Genomic DNA, 21025 nt, shown 5'->3' with positions numbered 1-21025 from the left:
AGTGCTTGTGACCTGCATCCCACCAGGTGGATTACCCAGTGGATTCCGGGGCGGCCGCTCGGCGTCGGCGGGAGGGCGGCCGGATGACCGCTGCCGTCGCCGCCCGCGGGCGGACCATGTCGACCCTGACCGCGCTGTACGTCACCCAGTACCTGGGATTCGGGTTCATCACCGTCGGGCTGGCCAGCATCCTGCGCGCCGGCGGCACCTCGCTGGACACGCTCGCGTTGCTCAACCTGATCGGCCTGATCTGGCCGGTGAAGTTCCTCTGGGCACCGGTCCTGGACCGGTACGGCCCACGGCGCGGCGGCCACTACCGCTCCTGGCTGCTGGTGCTGCAGAGCGGCATGGTGCTGGCCCTGCTGGCCCTGCTCGCGGCCGACCCGGCCACCGGGCGGATCGGCCCGGTGGTGCTGATCTGCGCGCTGTTCGTCTTTCTGTCCGCCACCCAGGACATTGCCGCCGACGCGGTCGCGGTGCGGATGCTGGCCGACTCGGTCCGGGGTACCGGCAACGGGATCCAGGTGTCGGCGAGCTACCTCGGCAGCATTCTGGGCGGCGGCGTCTGCGTGGTGGTCTACGACCGGCTCGGCTGGCAGGCGGCGGTCGGCCTGCTCGCCGCGCTCACCGCGACCGGGCTGCTGGTGGTGTGGCGGTTCCGCGAGCCCGAGCGGATCGCCCGGCCGGCCGGGGCGCGTCAGGCGTACGGTGCGCTGCTGTCCGTCCTCGGCCAGCCCGGCTGCCGCCGCTGGGCGCTCGGCGTGGTGCCCCTGCTCTACATGGGAGCCGGGGCGGCCTACGGCCTGGTGTCGCCGGCCCTGGTCGACGCCGGCTGGTCGTTGCAGCGGATCGGCTTCGTGACCGGGATCGTCACCAGTGTCCCGGCCGTCGTCGCCGGGCTGGTGGCCGGTGGCCTGGTCGACCGGATCGGGCGGTCCGGGGTGCTGGTGGCCGGTGGCGTGTCGCTGGCCGTCGCCACGGTGCTGCTGCTGCCGATGCTCACCGGACGGGCCGCCGGCGGCTTCACCACGGTCGCGTTGTGCTGCTTCATGGCCGCGTACACGGTGGCGAACGTCGCGCTGTACACGGTGAACATGGACTACTCGCGGCCGGGCACCGGGGGGACCGACTTCACGGTGCTGTCGTCGTTCGGGCTGGTCTGCTCCTACCTGGCCGCGGCGTTCGGCCTGACGGTGGCGGCCCGGGTGGGCTACCCGGCGGTCGCGGTGGCCGCGATTGTGCTGGTCCTCGCCGGAGTCGCCGTCGGCGTCCGCCACCAGCGCCGGTACCGGCCGGCGACCGGCCCGGAGTCGTTTCCGGGACCGACCGGGTCACCAGGGCAACGGCCGGACGAACATGGCGTGCTGGCGCCAGCCGGGGAAGGGCACCAGGTCGCCGACGTGCTGCCAGCCCAGCACCCGCATGCTGCGCAGCACCCGGGTGTTGGAATCGGCGACCGCCAGTGACACCCGTTCCTCGGTGCGGCTGGCCAGCAGTTGGGAGAACAGCGGCACGCCGACCTGCTGGCGTTGGAACTCGGGTAGCACGAACGCCTCACAGACGGCGAAGGTCCGCCCCGGCCACTCCCGGGCGAGGTCCGGGTCGGCGGCCGACCGCAGGTCGCGCCACCAGAGAGTCTCCGGCGGCAGCGGACACCCCATCACCGTCCCGACCAGCTGGTCGCCGACGTAGCCGACGGTGGCGGCGAATCCGGGTGCCTGCGCCGTCCACTCCAGCCGTTGCTCCACCGACGGCTCGGTGTGGTCGGTCAGGTGCAGGTCCTTGGCGTGCACCTGGCGGTAGACCTTCGCGAGAGCATCGATCTGTACCTGGTCGGTGAGCACCACCCGGTGGCGGCCGGTGCCGGTCTCCGTCGTGCGTTCGAGGCCCATCCCACTCCCTTCAGCGATGAGGTGAGCCTAACCTAACTGTATGCCCGGGTTCTGCCAAGGCCGACGGTCCCGGCGACCGGCGGCCGGTGCCCGGCCATCGCCGGGGCCGCGTCCGGCACGACCCGGTGCCCGACCAGCAGCCGGTGCAGACCGATCCCGGTCGCGGCGACCAGGACCGCGTTGCGGGCGGCCAGCAGCACGGCCCCCGGCCAGCCCGGCGTGCCGATCACGTCCGGATAGAACCACGGGAAGTAGGCACTGGTCAGTACGGTCGCCACGACGATCAGCAGGGCCGGTGCCCGTTGTGTGGTGTCCCGGCGGGTCAGAGACCGTGGCGTAGCCGGTCCGCGTCGACTCGGCGAGCCAGCCGACCGCGACGAACAACGCCGCCGCGCCCGGCGGGTACTGCCACATCGGGTCGGCGCCCGGCACCCGGCCGTCGCGCAGCTGCCCGCTCCACCGTCGGTACAGGTCGACGTCGGCGAACACCTCACCGGCGTCCAACCCGGGAACGAGCTGTGCGTAGACCGCCATCAGCGCGGCCCGGGTGATCAGCCACACCAGGACCGTGGCCGGCGCCGCCCACCGGCTCCGTAGGAGTCTCATCCGCGTCGGCAGCGTCAGCTCGACGGCGGTGCGACCAGCTGCGGGCCGGGCCGACCGCGCAGCACCCGCAGCGCGACGGCCGGGCGGACCACTGCGGACAACGGTGCGACCAGGTGGAACACGTCGGTCAGGGCGCGCTGCACGTACGGATCGCGGTTGGCCACGTCGGCTGCCCGGTCCAGGTACCAGCGGGACAGTCCACCGCCGCGCCGTGGCCGTGGCCCGACGGTCGTCGGGTACCGCAGGTCGGCGCCGGTGGCGATCAGCCAGGCGGTCTCGCTGCAGTCGGCCACCCGGGCCTGCGCCGCGCGGCCCAGCGTGCCACCGCTGTCGCGCAGCTGCTCGGCCAGCACCACCGCCGTCCGGGCAGCCACGGCCATTCCCTGGCCGTAGACCGGGTTGAAGGTGCACGAGGCGTCGCCGACCACCGCGAACCCGTCCGGCCAGCGTGGCATCGCCTCGTACCGGCGGCGATGGTTGGCGGTGTTGCGGAACCCGTGAATCGGTGAGTCGGGCGTGGCGTCGCGGATCGCCTGGTGAATCAGCGGGCTGCGCAGCCCGCGGGCGAACTCCAGGAAACCGGCCTCATCGGTCGGCGGGTGGTCCCCGCCGAGTCCGCCGAGGGTCACCATCCACCGTCCGTTCTCGATCGGGTAGATCACCCGCCCCGACCAGAGCGTGGCGGCTGCGGCATCACCACGATGTTCTTCCACCCGTTACTGGCGCCCGGCGGCAGCAGGTAGCGCCGGCTCGCGTAGCCGAGTCCGGAGTCGACCCGGGTCTCGTCGGGGCGGCCGTAGCCGAGCTCGGCCAACCAGTCCGGCACGTGTGAGCCGCGGCCGCTGGCGTCCACCACCAGGTCGGCCGGCAGGTTCCGCTCGGCGGCACCCGCCGCGCGGGGACGCATCCGTACGCCGGTGACCGCGTCGCGGCCGTCGGCGCCGAGCAGCCCGACCACGTCGTGGGCCGGCTCGAACCGGATGCGTGGATCGACGGCCAGCCGCTGACGCACCGTCCAGTCGAGCAGTTCCCGGCTGGTCCCGACCAGCTGGTGGGTCGCCGGGAACCGTTCCCGCCAGCCGGTCGCTGTGAGGTACAGGACGTCGGTCGGCGCGTCGACCCGGACCGCGCCGGCGGCGTGCAGTTCGGCGATCAGACCGGGGAAGAGCTGATCGAGCGCGCGCTGCCCGGCGGTGATCAGCACGTGCAGATGGTGCGCCTGCGGGACGCCGGCGCGGACCTGCGGCGTGTCGGGGAACCGGTCGCGGTCGACGACGGTCACCCGGTCGACGTGTTCGGCGAGGGCGCGGGCCGCGCACAGCCCGGCGAGACTGCCGCCGATGACGACCGCGTGCCGAGTGGCGGGAACGGATCGGACCATGCCGCTATCTTCGTCGATCGGTCCGATGTGCACCACCGGGCATCCGCCGGTACACCGGGGCGAGTCGGCGGTGCAGTTCCCGGTAGACGTCGAAGAGTTCGTCGTAGCGGACGCGGTGCGCCGCCGTCGGGGCGAACACCTGGTCGGTCCGCAGCAACGCCGGGATCTGCCCGAACGTCAGCTGCCCGGTGCCGACCGCGCCGATCCAGCCGGCGCCACGGGCGTTGACCGCGACCGGGTCCGGGTCCCGACGCACCTCGACGCCGAGCACGTCGGCGAAGATCTGGCACCAGGCCGTCGACCGGGCACCGCCACCGGTGACAGTCAACGAGGTCACCGGGGTGCCGAGGAACCGGTCGACCGCCGCCGACAGCCACCGGGTGTTCAACGCGACGCCTTCGAAGACGGCCCGCAACAGATCGGACCGGTTGGTGTCGAGCGAGATGTTGACGAACGCGGCACGCAGGTCCGGATCGTCGACCGGGGCGCGTTCGCCGTACAGCCACGGCAGGTAGAGCACCCCGTTCGCGCCGGCCGGCACGGTCGGCAGGATCGCGTCGAACGCGTCGAAGATCGACGTCTCGTCGGTGGCGAGGCGGCCGGCACCGACCAGCGGATCGTCGTACTCGACGATCTTGTCCTTGAGCCAGGTCAGGTTCGCCCCGGCGGTGGCCTGCAGCGCGGTCATCAGGTACCGGTCGCCGATCGCGCACGGCACGGCGGCGATCTGCGCGACCGGGTCGGTCTTCTTGCGCCGCACGTGCGCCGCGATCCACGACGAGGTACCCAGGTACAGGTGCGGGTCGTCGTCGGCGGTGGTGCCGGCGCCGATCGCCGCCGCCGTGGTGTCGATCGCCCCGGCCACCACCTGGACGGTCGGCGGCAGACCGAGGTGGGCGGCGGCGTCCGGGCACAGCGTGCCGATCACCTCGGTGCAGGCCACGATCGGCGGCAGTTTGTCCGCGTCGATGCCGCAGTCGGCGACCAGGGCGGGGGAGTAGCGGACCCGGTCGGGTCGGCGGTTGTCCGTCACCCACGAGGTGAGGATCGAGTCGACCGTGGCCACCGTACGGCCGGTCAGCTTGAGGTTGATCCAGTCCAGCGCGTTGAGGAAGGTCGCGGTCCGCGCGTACACCTGCGGCATGGTGTCGCGGACCAGCAGCATGTGTGCGGCCGGGTCCTTACCGGTGGCGGACGGCATCCCGCCGGTCAGCCGCAGCCAGCGGACGATCCGGCGGACCGACATTCCGCCGTACGCCGGAAAGCCGCCGAACTGCCGACGCAGGTGCGCCGCACCGCGCATGTCCAACCAGGTGATACAGCGGGTGAGGGGTTCACCGGCGGCGTCCACCGCGATGGTCCCCTCACCCTGCGCGGACGAGCAGACGGTGGTGACCGCCCGCAGGTGTTCCGGATGAGCCCGGCCGAGTTCGGCGACCACCTCGGCGAGCGCCCGCCACCAGTCGTGCGGGTCCTGCTCGGCACCGCCGCCGGGCAGCACCACCAGCGGCACCGGCCGCTGAGCCCAGCCGGTCACCGTGCCGTCCACTGCGACCAGCGCCGCCTTCATCCCGGAGGTGCCCAGGTCGATCGCGAGAACCTGCGGGGGCGTGGCCGGCACCGGGTCAGACCCCTTCCACCTGCGCGAACACCCGGTCGAAACGGTCCAGCGCGGAGTCGATCACCTCGTCGGTGTCGGCCATCGAGGTGTACATCCGGGAGCCGGCCAGGGTGACGACACCGTGCGCCGTGTACGCCGCACCCATCTGCTCCATCAGCCGCTTGCGGGACTTGTTCTCCCTGAGCAGCTTGATCGGGTTGCGCATGTCGAGCAGCATGACGCCACTGCACTCCAGATGCACGATCGACCCCTGGTTGTAGGCCACGTACGGCAGACCGTACCGGTCGATCAGCCGCTGCAGCCCCCGGGTGAGCCGGTCCCCGGCCCGACCGGCGATCACCGGGGCGTTCGTCCGGGCCATCTCGGCGATGGCGAAGTAGCCGGCCGCGCAGGACAGTGGGTTCGCCGACAGGGTGCCGCCGACCTGGATGTGCGTCCCGCCGCGCCCGTCGAGCCCGGCGCCGAAGACGGCCATCACCTCGGCCCGCCCGCCGACGCCGCCGGCCATCGGGTAGCCGCCGGAGACCGCCTTGCCGAACACGGTCAGGTCGGGGATGACGCCGAAGTAGCCGGCCGCCCCGCCGAGCCCGACCCGGAACCCGGTGACCACCTCGTCGAAGATCAGCAGCGCGCCGAACTCGTCGCACAACGCGCGGACCCGGGCGTTGAAGTCACGTGGCACCGGTCGGGTGCCGGACTCGGGGCCGAGCGGCTCGACGATCACCGCGGCGGTGCCGCCGCGGACCCGGTTCTCGATCAGTTTGCGGCGCAACGCGCCGAGATCGTGCGGGAACGCCTCCCGGGTGTTGGCGGTGGCGCCGAACGGGATGCCCTTGGCGTTCATCCGGTACGTGCCGGGCACTCGCAGCCCGTACACCATCGTGTCGGACCAGCCGTGGTAGGCGCCGCCGACCTTGATCACCATGTGCTTGCCGGTGAAGGCGCGGGCACCCCGGACCGCCGCCATCACCGCCTCGGTGCCGGAGCCGAGCGACCGGTACATCTCGATGTGCGGCAGGTACCGGTGGATGATCTCGGCGAGCTTCAGCTCGTACTCGTGGAACAGCCCGGTCACCGGCCCCGACTCCTTCACCACCGCGGCAACCTGCTCGTTGACCGGGCCGTAGTTGCTGCCCAGGATCGTCGGGCCACCGGCCTGCAGGAAGTCGATGTAGGTGTTGCCGTCGCGGTCGGTCAGGTAGGCGCCGTCGGCCGCGTCAATCGCCAACGGGAACGGGTAGTTGAAGGCCAGGTTGTGCTGCACCCCGCCCGGGATGCGGCGTTTTGCCCGTTCGGTGATCTCCTTGCTGGCCCGGCACCGGTCGTTGAAGTAGCCGAGCACGTCGAGCATCGCGTCGTGACGCAACCCGCGTACCGGCTGAGCGACCAGGGCCTTGAGCCGGCGCATCGTGTCGTCGACGTCGAGGTACTCGGTGATCGCGTAGCCGAGTCGCGCGGACTCGCTGCCCGGGGTCTGCACGGTGGTGGTGTCGGCGACCGGCGGCCCGGCGGCGGCGATCGCCGCCGCCACCGCGTCCGCACTGGGCAGTTGCTCATCTGCGGGCACCCGCACCGGCGGAACCGCCTCGGTGATCTGCGCGGCGATCCGCTTCTCATCGGCGCGCAGCTTGGTGAACGCGACCTCCCGGACCGCGGTCGGGATGGTGTAGACCTTGCCGGCTTCGCTGGTCAACGCCAGGAGATAGGCGATCGACACTTTCTCCAGCAGTGCCATGTTGAACACCGCGCGGTCCGGTTCGGTCCCCAGCGCGACGACCCCGTGGTTGGCGATGATGAACGCGTTGTCGCCGCTAGCCACCTTCTTCTGCACGTTGCGGGCCAGCATCCCGGTGCCGGACGGGGCGTAGTCGACGATCGCCACCTCGCGGCCGAGGAAGCGCACCTGCTCGTCGGTGAGCGCAGGGATCGGACGGCGCAGGAACGCCAGGGCCGAGGCGTACGGCTGGTGGGTGTGCACGATCGCGTTGACGTCGGGCCGCTGCCGGTAGATGTTGGCGTGCATCCCGGCCTCGATCGATGGCGCGAGGTCACTACCGGTGCCGTCGGGTACGTGCGTACCGTCGAAGTCGACCAGGCAGACGTCCTCGATCCGCATCCGGTCGTAGTCGTAGTTGCTCGGCGTGACGGCGTACAGCCGGTGCCCCGGAACCCGGACCGACACGTTGCCCTCGGTGGCCTTCAGATAGCCCCGGTCCAGCATGGTTCGACACATCTCGACGACGTGTCGGCGGGAAGTGTGGTGGTCCATGGCGGGTCCTCCGGTCCTCCGGGGTACGCGGCGAAGAACCTATCCTCGCTGCCGGCCGGCGCTGGGACACCGTCCCGCCGGCAGCGGAAAACAGCGACCGGATTGTCACCATGTGACAATCCTCGCCTGCGTACGCTGCCGTCTACCCGCTGCTCTGGGCCGGATTCCCCGACCGGATTGTCGCCAAGTGACAGGATGGCGGGGTGCCCGTCCGTCCGGTGACCGTCACCCCCTGGCAGCGGCTACCCGTCGAGCTGGCCCCGGCAATGCGGCCCCGGCTGGCGGCGGTGGTCGACACGGTGGCCGCCGCGGTGACCGAACTGACCCCTGAGTTCGTCGGGATCGACGACCCGAAACTCCAGGCCGACGTCCGGACCGCGGTCGACGTGGCCCTCCAGCGTTTCCTGGATCTGGTCGGCACCACCGAGCCGGCGTTGCCGCCCCGGGTGCGGGAGGTCTTCGTCGCGCTCGGCGCGGCCGAGGCCCGGGAGGACCGTGGCCCCCAGGCACTGCTCGCCGCCCTGCGGGTGGCCGGCCGACTGCTGCTGCGTCAGGTCGGTCAGGCGCTCGCCACGGTGCGACCGGTCGACGCCGAGGCCCTTGCCGACTGCGCCGACGCGGTCACCGGCTTCGTCGACGATTTGGCTGCGGCCGGCACCGACGGGTTCGCCCGCCAGCTGCGCGAACAGTCCGGTGAGGGCGACCGGGCCCGCCGGCAGCTCGGCGAACTGCTGCTGGTCGGCGGAGCCGGCGCCGCCACCGTCGCGGCGGCCGCCGCCCGGGCCGGCTGGCGGGACCTGGCCACCGTGCTGCCGGTCGTGCTGCCGGCCCGGCAGGCCCGCGACGCACGGTTCCGGTTCGGTACCGACGGGATCGTGGTCGACCGGGGCCGCGACGCCGTACTGCTGCTGCGCGCCGGCCCCCGGACCACCCGACCGGCGCTGGCCGACGCACTGCGCGGCTGGCGGGCCACGGTGGGCCCGGCGTTGCCCTGGCCGCAGGTGCCCCAGGCGGTACGACTTGCCGAGCTCGCGGCGACCGTCGTCCGGACCGGCGGAGCCGACCAGGGCGGTCCCGTCGACCGTACCGCCGTCTTCGCCGAGGACCACCTCACCGTGCTGGCGCTGCACGGCCAGCCCGACGCGCTGGCGGTGCTGACCGGCCGCCGGCTGGCGCCCTTCGCCGCGCTGCCGCCCGCCCAGCGCGACGGACTGCTGCGTACGCTGCACAGCTGGCTGCGGCACTGGGGGTCCAGGTCGGCGGTCGCCGCCGACCTGTTCATCCATCCCCAGACCGTCAGCTACCGGCTCAGGCGGCTGCGGACGCTGCTCGGCGGCGACCTGGACGACCCGGACCGACGGTTCGAGCTGCTGGTGGTGCTCGCCGCCGCTGACCCCCGCTGACCGGTCCTGCGCCGGCCGGTCGGTGGTAGCGGCGCTGCCGCCACGCCGACTCGCGGGCCTCGTGGGTCAGCCGCTCGTGCATCGACGCCTCCCGCAGCCGCCGGCGGGACTTCCGCAGCAGCACCAGCTCGGCCAGGACCAGGCCGACGCACACCACGGCCAGCAGCGCGGTACCAGCCAGCGCCGGCGCCCGGGCGGCGACCGGAACGAGCCCGACCAGCACACCGACGACCGCGACCCGGGTGACGGTGACCGTGCCGAGCATCCGGGCCTGGAACCCCACCTGGGCGACAAAGAACAACGTGGCGTGGAACGCCTGCAGCGCGGCCGGCGCGACCAGGTCGAAGTGTGACCACCACAGGGCGGCGGCGACCGCCACCGCGAAGGTCGCGCCGCCACCCGCCGGCCAGGTGACCGGCCGGGCGATCAGGTCGCTGCCGACGCCGACCGACACGATCAGTTCGGCCAGCGCGATCATCAGGATGAGTTCGAACCGCTCCACCCAGTGGTTGGCCGCCCGCACCGCCCATCCCCAGGTGGTCAGCAGGTATCCGGCGGCGTACTCGACCGTCAGCGCGGCCAGCCAACAGCCGACCTGCAACGCGAACACGACGTTCGACGACAGACCCAGGTACGGCAGCAGGTGCAGGCCCCGGACGACCAGGTAGCAGCCGGCCATCAGCAGCGGACCGGGCAGGCCGCTCGGCTTGTCGGTGAACGCCTGCGGGATGGTCAGCGCGGCGGTGAAGACCGCTGCCATCGCCGCGAACATCACCAGCGGGGCGATGCCCTCCCGAGCCGGATTCGGTTGGCGAGCATCAGGTGTGAACACCACGCCCACCACAGCAGCGCCAGGATCAGCATCCCGGCGACGAGACCCTGGCCGGTGAGGTCACCCGGGCGTTGTTGTAGAACGCGAAGACGAAGACCAGGTCGAAGAAGATCTCCAGCCGGTCGACCCGGGCGCCGGGACGGACCGAGCGCAGCCCGCCGCGCGCCGGCCGGGTCTCGTCCATGCCTGCCTCCGCAGCGGCCTCGCGGTACCTGCGTCCGGACGTACCGACCCAGACCCGTCGGTGTGCGCTTGTTCACCTACGGTGATCGTAGTTCGTTGACGGGTGGCGGACCGAAAATCGACGCCGGGCAGTGGTCGGGCCGCCGTCGGCCCGGGCCGGCTGACAGCTGATACGGACTGGAAAACCCGGAAATGGCCCGATGGATCTCGTCGCTGTGCACCAGTGCGATCATCCCGTGGCACTGTCTGGACTCGATGATCCCACTTATAGTTGCCGTGCCAGCATTCGTGTTCGCGGGCGCGCCTGTCCGGTGTGTCCGTCATCTCGCTGAAGGGTCGTGCAAATGACGGCAACTATCGGACAGTCGGGCGATGTACGAGCCGATGTGGAAAACGCCAACATCGCCCGAATCTACGACTATTACCTTGGTGGACTGTACAACTTCGCGATCGACCGTGAGCGGGCCGAACGCATCAAGCTGATGCTGCCCAGCGTCGACCTGCTCGCCCGGAGCAACCGCGACTGGCTGCGCCGTTCGGTGCGCTACCTGGTCGGCCGGGGCGTGCGGCAGCTCATCGACATCGCCTCAGGACTGCCGACGGTCGGCAACACGCACGAGGTGGCGCACGCCCTGGATCCGCAGGCCCGGGTGATCTACGTGGACAACGACCATTCGGCTGTCGTCCATGGTGACGACATCCTCGCCACGGAACCGCTGGTGGCGATGGCTGAGGTCGATGGCAAGTACCCCGACCAGGTGTGGTCGCATCCGGCGGTCCGCGAGCTGATCGACCTGTCGCAGCCGGTCGGCATCGTCCTCGGCGGGCTGCTCGTCTTCGTGCAGGACGACGAGGATCCGGCCGGGCTCGTCGCGGCCTACCGGGACGCGCTTGCACCGGGCAGCTACATCGCGATGTCGCACCTCAGCGCGGACACCGCGGACGAGGAGACCCGTGGGCAGGTGGACCGGATGGTCGCCGCCTACCGGGCCGGCGTCGGCGCGAACCTCTACGTCCGGGACAAGGCCACCATCACCTCCTGGTTCGACGGGATGGAGTTGGTCGAGCCCGGCGTGACCCTGATGGCGGACTGGCGGCCCGACCCGGGTCTCGACGTGGACGCACAGACTCCGTCCCGGCAGCTCGGCTACGGCGGGATGGCCCGCGTCGGATAACCGATCCGGTATGAGCGGTTCGGTATCCTCCCCGGCTCTTGACCGGACACTTCGGACGTCGCACGCCTGGCGCAGGAGCCGACGCGACGGCGTCCGAAGGTCGGTCGGGAGCCGCCTGACGGGCAGCCGGCGGCGGCGATCGCAGCGACGGCAGGGGAGGCCCGGATGCGAACCCGATGGACGACAGCCGCTGTCACACTGGCCCTGGTCGGCGGGCTGCTCGCCGGACTACCCGGGGCGTCGTCGGCTCACGACCCCGACACACCCGCCGGCCGGTCCTCGGCCGTGGCCTTCATGGCCCAGCGGGAGCCAACCCAGCAGCTCACCGCGCTGGCGCAGGTGAACTGCAGCAACGGCCAGGCCGGCGGCTACCCATGCCGCAACGTGGACCTGATGGCCTTCCTGCCACTGAGCCAGATCGGCGGCAGCCAGGCCAACGACATCTGGGGCTGGACGGATCCGGGCACCGGCCGCGAGTACGCGATCGTCGGGCGCCGCAACGGCACCTCGTTTGTCGATGTCACCGATGCCACCGCGCCGGTGTACCTCGGCAACCTGCCGGCCTACCAGAACCGGACCGCGATCTGGCGCGACATAAAGGTCCACCGCAACCACGCCTTCGTCGTCGCCGACGTCCGTGGCCACGGAATGCAGGTGTTCGACCTGACCCGGCTGCGCGGCGTGGGTAGCCCGCAGACCTTCACTGCGGACGCGCACTACAACCGGTTCGGCAACTCGCACAACATCGCGATCAACGAGCAGACCGGATACGCGTACGCGGTGGGATCGAACACCTGCCGGGGCGGCCTGCACATGATCGACATCAGGACGCCCACATCTCCGGCCTACGCCGGATGCGTCAACCAGGACGGCTACACCCACGACACCCAGTGCGTCGTCTACCAGGGCCCGGACAGCGCCTACACCGGCCGGGAGATCTGCGTCAGCTCCAACGAGGACACCGTAACCATCGTCGACGTGACCAGCAAGGCCAGTCCTCGGCAGATCGTCCGGGCCGCGTACTCCGGCCGGCAGTACACCCATCAGGGCTGGCTCACCGACAACCACCGGTACTTCGTCCTCGACGACGAGCTGGACGAGACCCGCGCCGGTGGCGGGACGAGGACCTTCGTCTTCGACCTGTACGACCTTGACGCGCCCCGGCACATCGGTACCCATACCTCCTCGGCGGCGGCCACCGACCACAACCAGTACGTCAAGGGCAACTACAGCTACCAGGCCAACTACCGGGCCGGACTGCGCATCCTCGACCTGAGCGGCATCGCCGCCGGGACGCTGACCGAAGCTGGGTACTTCGACGTCTACCCGTCGAGCGACTCCGCCTCGATGAACGGGGCATGGAGTGTGTACCCGTACTTCGCCAGCGGAACGGTGGTGGTCAGCGGCATCGAGCAAGGGCTGTTCGTGCTCCGGCCGAACCTGCCCGCTGTCACGTCGGCCGCAGACCGGCCGGTGACCGTCGACCGCCGGATTCCGGTCTGATGACGACCTCCACCACCCGACACACGACCCCGCCGGCTGCCGCGCCGGCGGGGTCGCCGGCTGCCGCGCCGGCGGGGTCGCCGGCTGCCGCCCCGCCAGGGTCGCCGGGTGCTGCCCCGGCACCGACCGGCCGCCGACCGACCAGCCGGATCGTCACGGCCGCGACGCTGACCCTGCTGGTCGCCGCCGCCGGGTTCGTCGCCGGCCGGGCGACCGGCCCGGCTGCCGGTACGTCGGCGGTCGGCGGGTCCACCGCCGCCCACGCCGGACATGTGGTCGGCGGTCTCGGTGTCAGCCAGGACGGATACCGGCTGGATCTGCTGGATGCTCCGACCACCGCCGAGGCCGCCGCCGAGCTGGCCTTTCGGATCCTCGGCCCGGACGGTGCACCGTTGACCGGCTACCGGCGTAACCACGAGCGGGATCTGCACCTGGTCGTGGTCGGCCGGGACTTCGCCGGCTACCAGCACCTGCACCCGCAGCGGGACCCGGCCGGCACCTGGCGGGTGGGCATCACCCTGCCCGGCGGCGGCGCCTACCGGATGATCGCCGACTTCGTCCCGGCCGGTGCCGACACGTCGTTGACGCTCGGCGCGGACCTGCTGGTCACCGGCGGGTACACGATCCGCCCGGCTGCCCCGGTGGACGAAGCGACCGTCCTGGTCGACGGCTACACAGTCACCCTGGACGGCGGACTGCGTCCAGGTGAGGCCTCCCAGGTACTGGTCTGGCTCGGCCGCGACGGCGAGCCGGTGCCGGACCTGGAGCCGTATCTCAGCTCGTTCGGCCACCTCGTCGCGCTGCGCCACGGCGACCTCGGCTACCTGCACGTGCATCCGGCCCCGGCGACCAACCCGAGCTCGGTGGTGGCGTTCGCCGTCCAGGTCCCGTCGGCCGGCACCTACCAGCTGTTCTTCGAATTCCAGCACGGTCAGGTGGTGCGGACCGCAGAGTTCAGTGTCACCGCGATCTGACCAGCACCGGTCAACCTCCCGGCCCGGTCCCGCGTCTTGGCGGTGTCCGCTCGACCAGGAGGTTTCCCGTGACCGTCACCCCTAATCCGGGCAGTTCCGAACCGCTGTGGTCGGTGGGCGGCATCACCGCCGCAGTCACCGCGCTGCTGGGCGTGGTGACCGCGTTCGGCCTGCCGCTCACCGAGGCACAACAGGCCGCGGTCCTCGGCCTCGCCGCGGTCCTCGCTCCGCTCATCGTCGCGCTGGTAGGCCGTGCCCGGGTGTACGCGCCGGCGACCGTCGAACGACTGGTCGGTGAGACCGCCCCGGAGGCCGACAGGTGAGCCGTTCCGGTACCTGCCGGCGCCGGCGCCGTCGGCGACCGCGAGAACACGCTCCGGCGGATGGTGGACAATCGGCCGGTGCCGTGACGCGGTGGGAGGTGGCGGGTGCGGATCCTGCTGGTCGACAACTACGACTCCTACACGTACAACCTCTTCCAGCTGCTCGCGGCGGTCGCCGGCAGCGAGCCGACCGTGCTGGCCAACGACGACCCCCGGCTCGCCGCCGTCGACCAGATCGCCGCGCAGTGCGTGGTGATCTCGCCCGGCCCAGGTCGGCCGCACCGGGTGACCGACCTCGGCTGGGGGTGGGAATTGCTCGACCGTCGGCGTGATCTGCCGGTGCTCGGGGTGTGCCTCGGTCACCAGGCGATCGCGTTGCACGCCGGCGCGCGGGTCGACCAGCGACGGGCCCGGCACGGCCAGGTCGACCGGGTGCGGCACACCGGCACCGGACTGTTCGCCGGCATACCCCAGGGTTTCGCGGCGGTCCGGTACCACTCGCTGCAGGTGACCGAACCGGTGCCGGCGGACCTCATGGTGAGCGCGAGGGCCGCCGACGGCACGGTGATGGCGGTGACGCACCGTCGGTTGCCCCGCTGGGGTGTGCAGTTCCATCCGGAGTCGATCGGCACCGAACACGGCGCCCGGTTGGTCGGCAACTTCCTGGCCCTGGCGCGGGCCGTCGGGCCAGCCACCGCCACTGATACCGCCACCGTCCGTCCGGTGACGGCCGGGCCGCGCCGCGCCGCCACCGCGTCGGTGACAACCCGGCAGCCGGCCCCTGACCCTGCGGCTGCCGACCCCGGCTGGCGGTGCGACGTGACGGTCGTCGACACGGAGATCGACACCGAGGCGGCCTTCCTGGAGCTGTACGCCGACGCACAGTACGCGTACTGGCTCGACGGCGCCGACGTCGCGGCCGGGCGTTCCCGGTTCTCCTTCCTCGGTGACGCCGACGGACCGCTGGCCGAGGTGCTCAGCTACCGGGTCGGCAGCGGCCGGGTCGAGGTGCGCCGGCCGGCCCGTCCGGTCGAGCAGGAGCCCGGCGGCATACTCGACGTGCTGCGCCAGCGGTTGGCGCGGCGGCGGATGCCCCCAGCCGAGCTGCCGTTCGACTTCGCCGGCGGCTACGTCGGCTATCTCGGCTACGAAATGAAGGCCGACTGCGCGCCCACCACCGCCCGCCGGGCCGACACCCCCGACGCGGTCTGGATCTTCGCCGACCGGCTGGTGGCCGTCGACCATTTACACCGGCGCACCTACCTGGTGGCGCTGAGCGTCGACGACGCCGGGCAGCGCGCCGCCCGGGACTGGCTGGCGGCGACGGCGACCCGGCTGCGGGTGGTGCCGTCGTCGGCGCGGCCCGGGCCGTCCGGCAAGTCGGCGGCACCGCCCGCCGGGACGGACCTGCGGCGGTGGGTGACGTCCGCCCGCGACCGCAGCCACTACCTCGCTGACGTCGACGCGGCCCGCACTCAGCTGCGCCGCGGCGAGAGCTACGAGATCTGCCTGACCAACCAGTTGCGGCTGCCACCGGTCGCGGATCCGCTGGCCTACTACCAGACGCTGCGCCGGACCAACCCCGCGCCCTACGCCGCCTACCTGCGGCTGGACGACATCGCCGTGGCCAGCTCCTCACCGGAACGGTTCCTGCGCATCCGCCCGGACGGCCGGGTCGACAGTAGCCCGGTGAAGGGCACCTCGGCCCGCGCGGACGACGCCGACGAGGACGACCGTCTACGTCGTACGCTGGCCAGCTCGCCCAAGACCCGGGCCGAGAACCTGATGATCGTCGACCTGCTCCGCAACGATCTCGGCCGGGTCTGCGAGGTCGGCTCGGTGCGCGTTCCCCGGTTCCTGGCCACCGAGACCTATTCCACCCTGCACCAACTGGTGTCCACCGTCGAAGGGCGGCTGCGTCCGTCGGTAGGCGCGGTCGACTGCGTACGGTCGTGTTTCCCCGGCGGGTCAATGACTGGTGCGCCGAAGCTGCGCACCATGGAGATCATCGACCGGCTGGAGCAGCGGGCCCGGGGGATCTACTCCGGTGCCCTCGGCTACTTCGGCCTTGGCGGTGGTGCCGATCTCAGCATCGTGATCCGTACCGCGGTGCTGACCGGCGACGGATTCACCGTCGGCACCGGCGGTGCCATCGTGCTGGACTCCGACCCGGCCGACGAGTACGACGAGACGATGCTCAAGGCACGGGCACTGCTCGTCGCGTACCGGTCGGCCACCAGGTCGGTCCAATAACGGGGTGAGCTGGACACCGGCAGCCAGGGCGATCCGCCGGCCAACGGTTGATCGTCAAGTCGCAGGCATGACCGGTCGCCGGCCGGGTATCCGGCCCAGGTGGCCCAGGACACTGCGACCCGCGTCCCCGCCGTCGACGTCGCGCTCGACGCTGACGTGGTGGTGCCCGCCCGCACCCGCGCGGTGGTGCTGTTCGCCCACGGCAGCGGCAGCTCCCGGCTCAGTCCACGCAACCGGATGGTGGCCGGCCGGCTGCACGCGACCGGCCTCGCGACCGTCCTGGCCGATCTGCTGACCAAGGAAGAGGAGCAGATCGACGCGACCACCGCCCAACTGCGCTTCGACATCGCCCTGCTCAGCCGGCGGCTGACCGCGGTGGTGGACTGGGCCGTCGAACAGCCGGAGCTCGACGGCCTACCGGTAGGGCTGTTCGGCGCCAGCACCGGCGCGGCGGCGGCGCTGAGTGCCGCCGCGTCCCGGCCGGAACGGGTCGGTGCCGTGGTGTCGCGGGGCGGTCGGCCGGACCTGGCCGGGAACGTCCTGGCCGAGGTGCGGGCACCGACCCTGCTGCTGGTCGGGGAGCTTGATCCGCAGGTCGCAGAGCTCAACGCGGCGGCTGCGGCTGCCCTGCGGGCTCCGCACGACCTGCGGGTGGTGCCAGGCGCCGGTCACCTGTTCGCCGAGCCGGGCGCGCTGGACCGGGTCGCCGCCGACGCCGCCGGATGGTTCGACACACACCTGCACTGAAGTCGCTGCTTTCTGTAGCTGACCCGTCACTTAGTCGCGCTACCGGTGAGTGACGTGCGCGCACTTGTTACGGTCGTCGACCGGTGCGACGTGCGGAGGACGGCGGCGATGATGAACGGGACCATTGCTTACCTGGTGACCGGGCTGGGATGCCTGATCGCGACGGCTGGTGTGGTGGTGGCGGCGATCGCCGTGTGGCAGACCCGGACCCGCGGCGGCAGCTCTCGAAGAAGGTCCGGTGGGGGACCGGTCGACCCGTTCCACACCGGGGACACCGACGCGCTGCGTGGCGATCCGCGTCGCCTCGGCCCCGGCGACATCGTGGAGATCCGGGCACAGTCGTACGCGGTCCGCGGCAGCCTGCACTTCGCCGAGGGCAGCTGGACCTGGAGCGAGCACTTCCTCGACGACGCGCGGGGCGACAAGCTGTGGCTCTCCGTCGAGTCCGATCCCGACCTGGAGCTGGTGTTGTGGCGGGCGGCCGGGCCCGACCTGCAACACCTGCAGCCCGGCCCGGCTGCGGTGGACGTCGCCGGGCGCCGGTACCGGCTTGACGAGTCCGGCCAGGCCCGGTTCACCAGCGTCGGGGCGACCGGGCTGGCCCCCAGCGGCTTCGTGCGCTACTTCGACTACACCGCCCCGGACAACGCCCGGCTGTCCTTCGAAGGCTTTGGCGACTCGGGCCGGTGGGAGGTCGGCTTCGGCGAGGTGCTGCACCGCGCCGAGGTGATGATCTACCCCTCCGCCGGTCAGGCACCTACCGTCGGGAAGGCCTGACATGCTGGTCGCCCTGGACGCACCGTACGTCGACACCAGCGCGGCGGAGCTCAGCTTCGCGCTGGGTCTGGCCGAGCGACCCGCCCTGCACGTGCTCGAGCTGCCGCTGCCGGGCGCCGGCGGCGGTGCCCGCTCCAGCTCCGGTTCGCAGCCGCCCGGTTCGCAGCCGGCAGGGCTGCTGCGCCTGCGGTTACTCGGGGCCTCGCACCAGGTCGTGCTGCGTACCGCCGGCCATGACCTGGTCGAGACGCTCGCCTGCCTGCCCGGTCACCCGCCCGACCTGCCGGCGGTGGTGGACGCCGATGACGGCTACCGGTTCGCCGCGCGGGCGCTTCGGCTGTCGGCCGGCGAGCTCGCCGGGCGGGCCGACCACCTCCGCCGGCAGCTGACCGGCGACCCGCATGCCCTGGTCGGCGTCTTCCCGGGCAGCCCCGACGCACTCACCGCGCTGCACGCCCGGATCGATGGTGCACGGATCAGTTGGCGCACCTGGCATGCGTACCCGCAGACAGCCGAGTTGGTCGAGACCGAGACGGTGGTGACAGTACGGTGACTTCCCGCAAGTGGATCGTCGGTGGCGTGGTCCTCGCTCTGGTGGGCGTGATCGTGTCGTGCTGCGGGCTGGCCGCCGGCACCTTCTCCGCCCGCGGCTACGTCGAGCGCAGCTACGCCCGCTCGGTGGTCGACGACATCGGCTCCGACGCCGAGGGGTACCGCTCCGACCTGCCACCGCGCCAGGTGGCGCAGCAGCTCACCCGGGCGTTCAGCCCGGCCGACCAGTACACCGTCGGTGACCGTCACTACCTGCGCTACGGCGACGACTCGGTGGTCATCCTGCCGATCGCCGCCGGCTCGCTGATCCTGCTGGAACGCATGACGACCGCGTACCCCCGGTACCGCTCCGTCGTCGGCAACTCGTGGAACTGGCAGCGCGGCAGCACGATCCGGGGCGGCGGTCCCGGCACCGGCAAGTAACCACCCCCATCCCACCACCTGGAGTTGGCACATGTTCCGCACTCTGTTCGTCGATCTGCTGCTCACCCTGGCGTACGCCGGGGTGGGTCTGGTCCTGATGGCGCTCGGCTACCTGCTGGTCGACCTGGTCACCCCGGGCAAGCTGCACGAACTCATCTGGGCGCAGCGCAACCGCAACGCGACCGTGCTGCTCGCCTCGAACCTGTTCGCGGTGGGCACCATCGTCGTGGCCGCGATCGCCGCCGGGGAGAACAGCTTCGTCACCGGCCTGGTCGGCACCGCCGGGTACGGGCTGCTCGGCCTGCTCGTGATGGCGGTGTCGTTCGTGCTGCTGGACGCGGTCACCCCGGGCCGCCTCGGGGACATTCTGGTGGACCGGGAGCCGCACCCGGCGGTCTGGGTCAGCGCGACCATCCACCTTGCCACCGGTGCCATCGTGGCGGCGGCGATCAGCTGATGTCGGCGAGCAGCTGTCGTCGGTGGTCGGTTGATGTCGGCGGTCGTGGTGCCGGCGCCGGGTGACGGTGCCGGCCCCGTCACCCGGTACGCCCGGCTGGCCCGCCCGGCGGTCCTGGCCGCGGTCTTCGTCTGCGCGGCCTGCGGCCTGGTGTACGAGTTGGCGCTGGTCGCCCTCGGCAGCTACCTGATCGGTGACACTGTCGGCCAGGCGTCGATCGTGCTGGGCGTGATGGTCTTCGCGATGGGCGTCGGCGCGTTGGCGGCCAAGCCGCTGCAGCACCGCGCGGTGGTCGCCTTCGCCGCGGTCGAGCTCACCCTGGCGCTGCTCGGCGGGTTGTCGGTGCTGGGCCTGTACGCCGCCTTTGCCTGGCTGGACCTCTACGCGCCCGCGCTGGTGGCGACCGCGTTCGTGCTGGGGCTGCTGATCGGGGCGGAGATTCCGCTGCTGATGGTCCTGCTGCAGCGGATCCGGGCGCAGTCGGCCGGTAGCGCGGTCGCCGACCTGTTCGCGGCCGACTACGTCGGTGCCCTGCTGGGCGGTCTGGCCTTCCCGTTCCTGCTGATCCCGTTCTTCGGCCAGTTGCGTGGGGCGCTGCTGGTCGGCGCGGTGAACGCGCTGGCCGGAATCCTGCTGGTCGGCACGGTCTTCCGGGGTGATCTCGGCCGGCGCGGCCGGGCCGGGGTCGTCCTGGCCGCCACCGTGGTGATGGCGACGCTGGCCGGTGCCTATCTGGTGGCGGCGGACTTCGAGGTGACCGCGCGCCAGCAGCTCTACCGGGATCCGGTGGTGCACGCCGAACGCAGCCGCTACCAGGAGATCGTCCTGACCCGGGCGGTGTCGCCGGTCGCCGACGGCTCCGATCTGCGGCTGTACCTCGACGGGGATCTGCAGTTCAGCTCGGTGGACGAGTACCGCTACCACGAGGCGTTGGTCCATCCGGCGCTGGCCGGTCGGCGGGACCGGGTGCTGCTGCTCGGCGGCGGGGACGGGCTGGCCCTGCGCGAGGTGCTGCGCTACCCCGATGTCGCCTCGGTGACGGTCGTCGAGCTGGACCAGGCGGTGGTCGCGTTGGCCCGGGCCGAGCCGGACATCCGGGCGCTCAACGGCGCGGCCTTCGACGATCCACGGGTACGCCTGGTGCACGCCGACGCGTTCGCCTGGCTGCGCGGCGCACCGGGGCTGTTCGACGCGGTCGTCGTCGATCTGCCGGACCCGGACCAGACCGCGACGGCGAAGCTCTACTCGGTGGAGTTCTACTCGCTGGTCCGGCAGGCCCTCGGCCCGCAGGGCCGGATGGTGGTGCAGGCCGGGTCCCCGTACTTCGCGCCGCGTGCCTTCTGGTGCATCGAGGCGTCGGTGCGGCATGCGGGCTGGACGACGCGGCCGTACCACGTCGATGTCCCGTCGTTCGGTGACTGGGGTTTCCTGCTCGCGGTCGCCGACGGCGAGGGGGACGGCCCGGTGCCGACGCCGCAGGTACCTGCGGAGGCGCCCACGCTGCGCTTCCTGGGCCCTGAGGTGCTGCGGGCGGCGCAGGTCTTTCCGCCGGACCGGGGTCCGGTGCCGGTCGAGCCGTCGACGCTGCTGGACCCCCGGGTGCTCACCTACAGTCGGGCGGCGTGGCGCGGCTACTGATCCACCGTGTCCGCTG

Annotated in this window: 20 protein-coding genes and 1 pseudogene; 13 read left to right on the top strand and 8 right to left on the bottom strand. The window is 71.9% G+C overall.

What is annotated here, in order from left to right; genetic code table 11:
* Window positions 1-83: 83 nt before the first annotated feature.
* Complete coding sequence (locus tag O7553_RS14395) at window positions 84-1466, top strand: MFS transporter (RefSeq protein ID WP_281555301.1); 1383 nt, start codon at window positions 84-86, stop codon at window positions 1464-1466.
* 3 nt (window positions 1467-1469) lie between these two features.
* Here the strand turns inward: O7553_RS14395 and O7553_RS14390 are convergent.
* The 6 genes and pseudogenes from O7553_RS14390 to O7553_RS14365 form a co-directional block, all read right to left on the bottom strand.
* Window positions 1470-1892, bottom strand: a pseudogene (locus O7553_RS14390) (N-acetyltransferase); the annotation flags it as partial.
* A 32-nt stretch (window positions 1893-1924) separates the two neighbouring features.
* A complete protein-coding gene (locus tag O7553_RS14385) occupies window positions 1925-2170 on the bottom strand; it encodes a hypothetical protein (RefSeq protein WP_281555300.1) in 246 nt (81 codons plus the stop codon).
* 342 nt (window positions 2171-2512) lie between these two features.
* Entirely contained in the window at window positions 2513-3160 is a 648-nt protein-coding gene (locus O7553_RS14380; RefSeq protein WP_281555299.1) for a hypothetical protein, read from the bottom strand.
* A complete protein-coding gene (locus O7553_RS14375; protein ID WP_281555298.1) occupies window positions 3157-3879 on the bottom strand; it encodes an FAD-dependent oxidoreductase in 723 nt (240 codons plus the stop codon). The genes O7553_RS14380 and O7553_RS14375 overlap by 4 nt, the downstream gene beginning before the upstream one ends.
* A gap of 4 nt (window positions 3880-3883) precedes the next feature.
* Entirely contained in the window at window positions 3884-5500 is a 1617-nt protein-coding gene (locus O7553_RS14370; RefSeq protein ID WP_281555297.1) for an FGGY-family carbohydrate kinase, read from the bottom strand.
* A gap of 4 nt (window positions 5501-5504) precedes the next feature.
* On the bottom strand, window positions 5505-7769 hold the full coding sequence (locus tag O7553_RS14365; protein WP_281555296.1) for an aminotransferase class III-fold pyridoxal phosphate-dependent enzyme: 2265 nt from the start codon (window positions 7767-7769) through the stop codon (window positions 5505-5507).
* A 203-nt stretch (window positions 7770-7972) separates the two neighbouring features.
* Between O7553_RS14365 and O7553_RS14360 the strand changes: the two genes are divergently transcribed.
* On the top strand, window positions 7973-9172 hold the full coding sequence (locus O7553_RS14360; protein WP_281555295.1) for a helix-turn-helix domain-containing protein: 1200 nt from the start codon (window positions 7973-7975) through the stop codon (window positions 9170-9172).
* Here the strand turns inward: O7553_RS14360 and O7553_RS14355 are convergent.
* On the bottom strand, window positions 9078-10004 hold the full coding sequence (locus O7553_RS14355) for a low temperature requirement protein A (RefSeq protein WP_281555294.1): 927 nt from the start codon (window positions 10002-10004) through the stop codon (window positions 9078-9080). The genes O7553_RS14360 and O7553_RS14355 overlap by 95 nt on opposite strands.
* A 25-nt stretch (window positions 10005-10029) precedes the next feature.
* Complete coding sequence (locus O7553_RS14350) at window positions 10030-10188, bottom strand: hypothetical protein (protein ID WP_281555293.1); 159 nt, start codon at window positions 10186-10188, stop codon at window positions 10030-10032.
* A gap of 385 nt (window positions 10189-10573) precedes the next feature.
* On the opposite strand from O7553_RS14350, the gene O7553_RS14345 reads away from it, so the two are divergent.
* From O7553_RS14345 to O7553_RS14295, 11 genes are all read left to right on the top strand, one after another.
* Entirely contained in the window at window positions 10574-11362 is a 789-nt protein-coding gene (locus O7553_RS14345) for an SAM-dependent methyltransferase (protein ID WP_281555292.1), read from the top strand.
* 165 nt (window positions 11363-11527) lie between these two features.
* Window positions 11528-12865, top strand: a complete 1338-nt coding sequence (locus tag O7553_RS14340; RefSeq protein WP_281555291.1) for a choice-of-anchor B family protein — start codon at window positions 11528-11530, stop codon at window positions 12863-12865.
* Window positions 12865-13839 (top strand): hypothetical protein, encoded by a 975-nt coding sequence (locus O7553_RS14335; protein ID WP_281555290.1) that lies wholly within the window; start codon window positions 12865-12867, stop codon window positions 13837-13839. Before O7553_RS14340 ends, O7553_RS14335 begins: the two co-directional genes overlap by 1 nt.
* Window positions 13840-13907: 68 nt before the next feature.
* Window positions 13908-14162: a hypothetical protein gene (locus O7553_RS14330; RefSeq protein ID WP_281555289.1), complete on the top strand. Its 255-nt coding sequence runs from the start codon at window positions 13908-13910 to the stop codon at window positions 14160-14162.
* Window positions 14163-14267: 105 nt separating this feature from the next.
* Window positions 14268-16415, top strand: a complete 2148-nt coding sequence (gene pabB, locus O7553_RS14325; RefSeq protein WP_281555288.1) for an aminodeoxychorismate synthase component I — start codon at window positions 14268-14270, stop codon at window positions 16413-16415.
* 99 nt (window positions 16416-16514) lie between these two features.
* Window positions 16515-17162: a dienelactone hydrolase family protein gene (locus O7553_RS14320; RefSeq protein ID WP_281555287.1), complete on the top strand. Its 648-nt coding sequence runs from the start codon at window positions 16515-16517 to the stop codon at window positions 17160-17162.
* Between the two features lie 111 nt (window positions 17163-17273).
* Window positions 17274-17939 (top strand): DUF4178 domain-containing protein, encoded by a 666-nt coding sequence (locus O7553_RS14315; RefSeq protein WP_281555601.1) that lies wholly within the window; start codon window positions 17274-17276, stop codon window positions 17937-17939.
* 1 nt (window position 17940) lies between these two features.
* A complete protein-coding gene (locus O7553_RS14310) occupies window positions 17941-18492 on the top strand; it encodes a DUF2617 family protein (RefSeq protein ID WP_281555286.1) in 552 nt (183 codons plus the stop codon).
* The gene (locus tag O7553_RS14305) at window positions 18489-18914 is read left to right on the top strand and encodes a DUF4247 domain-containing protein (protein WP_123602249.1); all 426 of its coding nucleotides are present in this window, start codon (window positions 18489-18491) and stop codon (window positions 18912-18914) included. Before O7553_RS14310 ends, O7553_RS14305 begins: the two co-directional genes overlap by 4 nt.
* A gap of 31 nt (window positions 18915-18945) precedes the next feature.
* Window positions 18946-19371, top strand: coding sequence for a DUF350 domain-containing protein (locus O7553_RS14300; protein WP_123602248.1), 426 nt, complete (start codon window positions 18946-18948; stop codon window positions 19369-19371).
* A gap of 33 nt (window positions 19372-19404) precedes the next feature.
* Complete coding sequence (locus tag O7553_RS14295) at window positions 19405-21009, top strand: polyamine aminopropyltransferase (RefSeq protein WP_281555285.1); 1605 nt, start codon at window positions 19405-19407, stop codon at window positions 21007-21009.
* Window positions 21010-21025: the final 16 nt, after the last annotated feature.

It is taken from the genome of Solwaraspora sp. WMMA2059 (assembly GCF_027497315.1).
GTDB lineage: Bacteria > Actinomycetota > Actinomycetes > Mycobacteriales > Micromonosporaceae > Micromonospora_E.
Note: the sequence above shows the minus strand (reverse complement) of the source record. Positions and strands in the feature narration are given on the sequence as shown.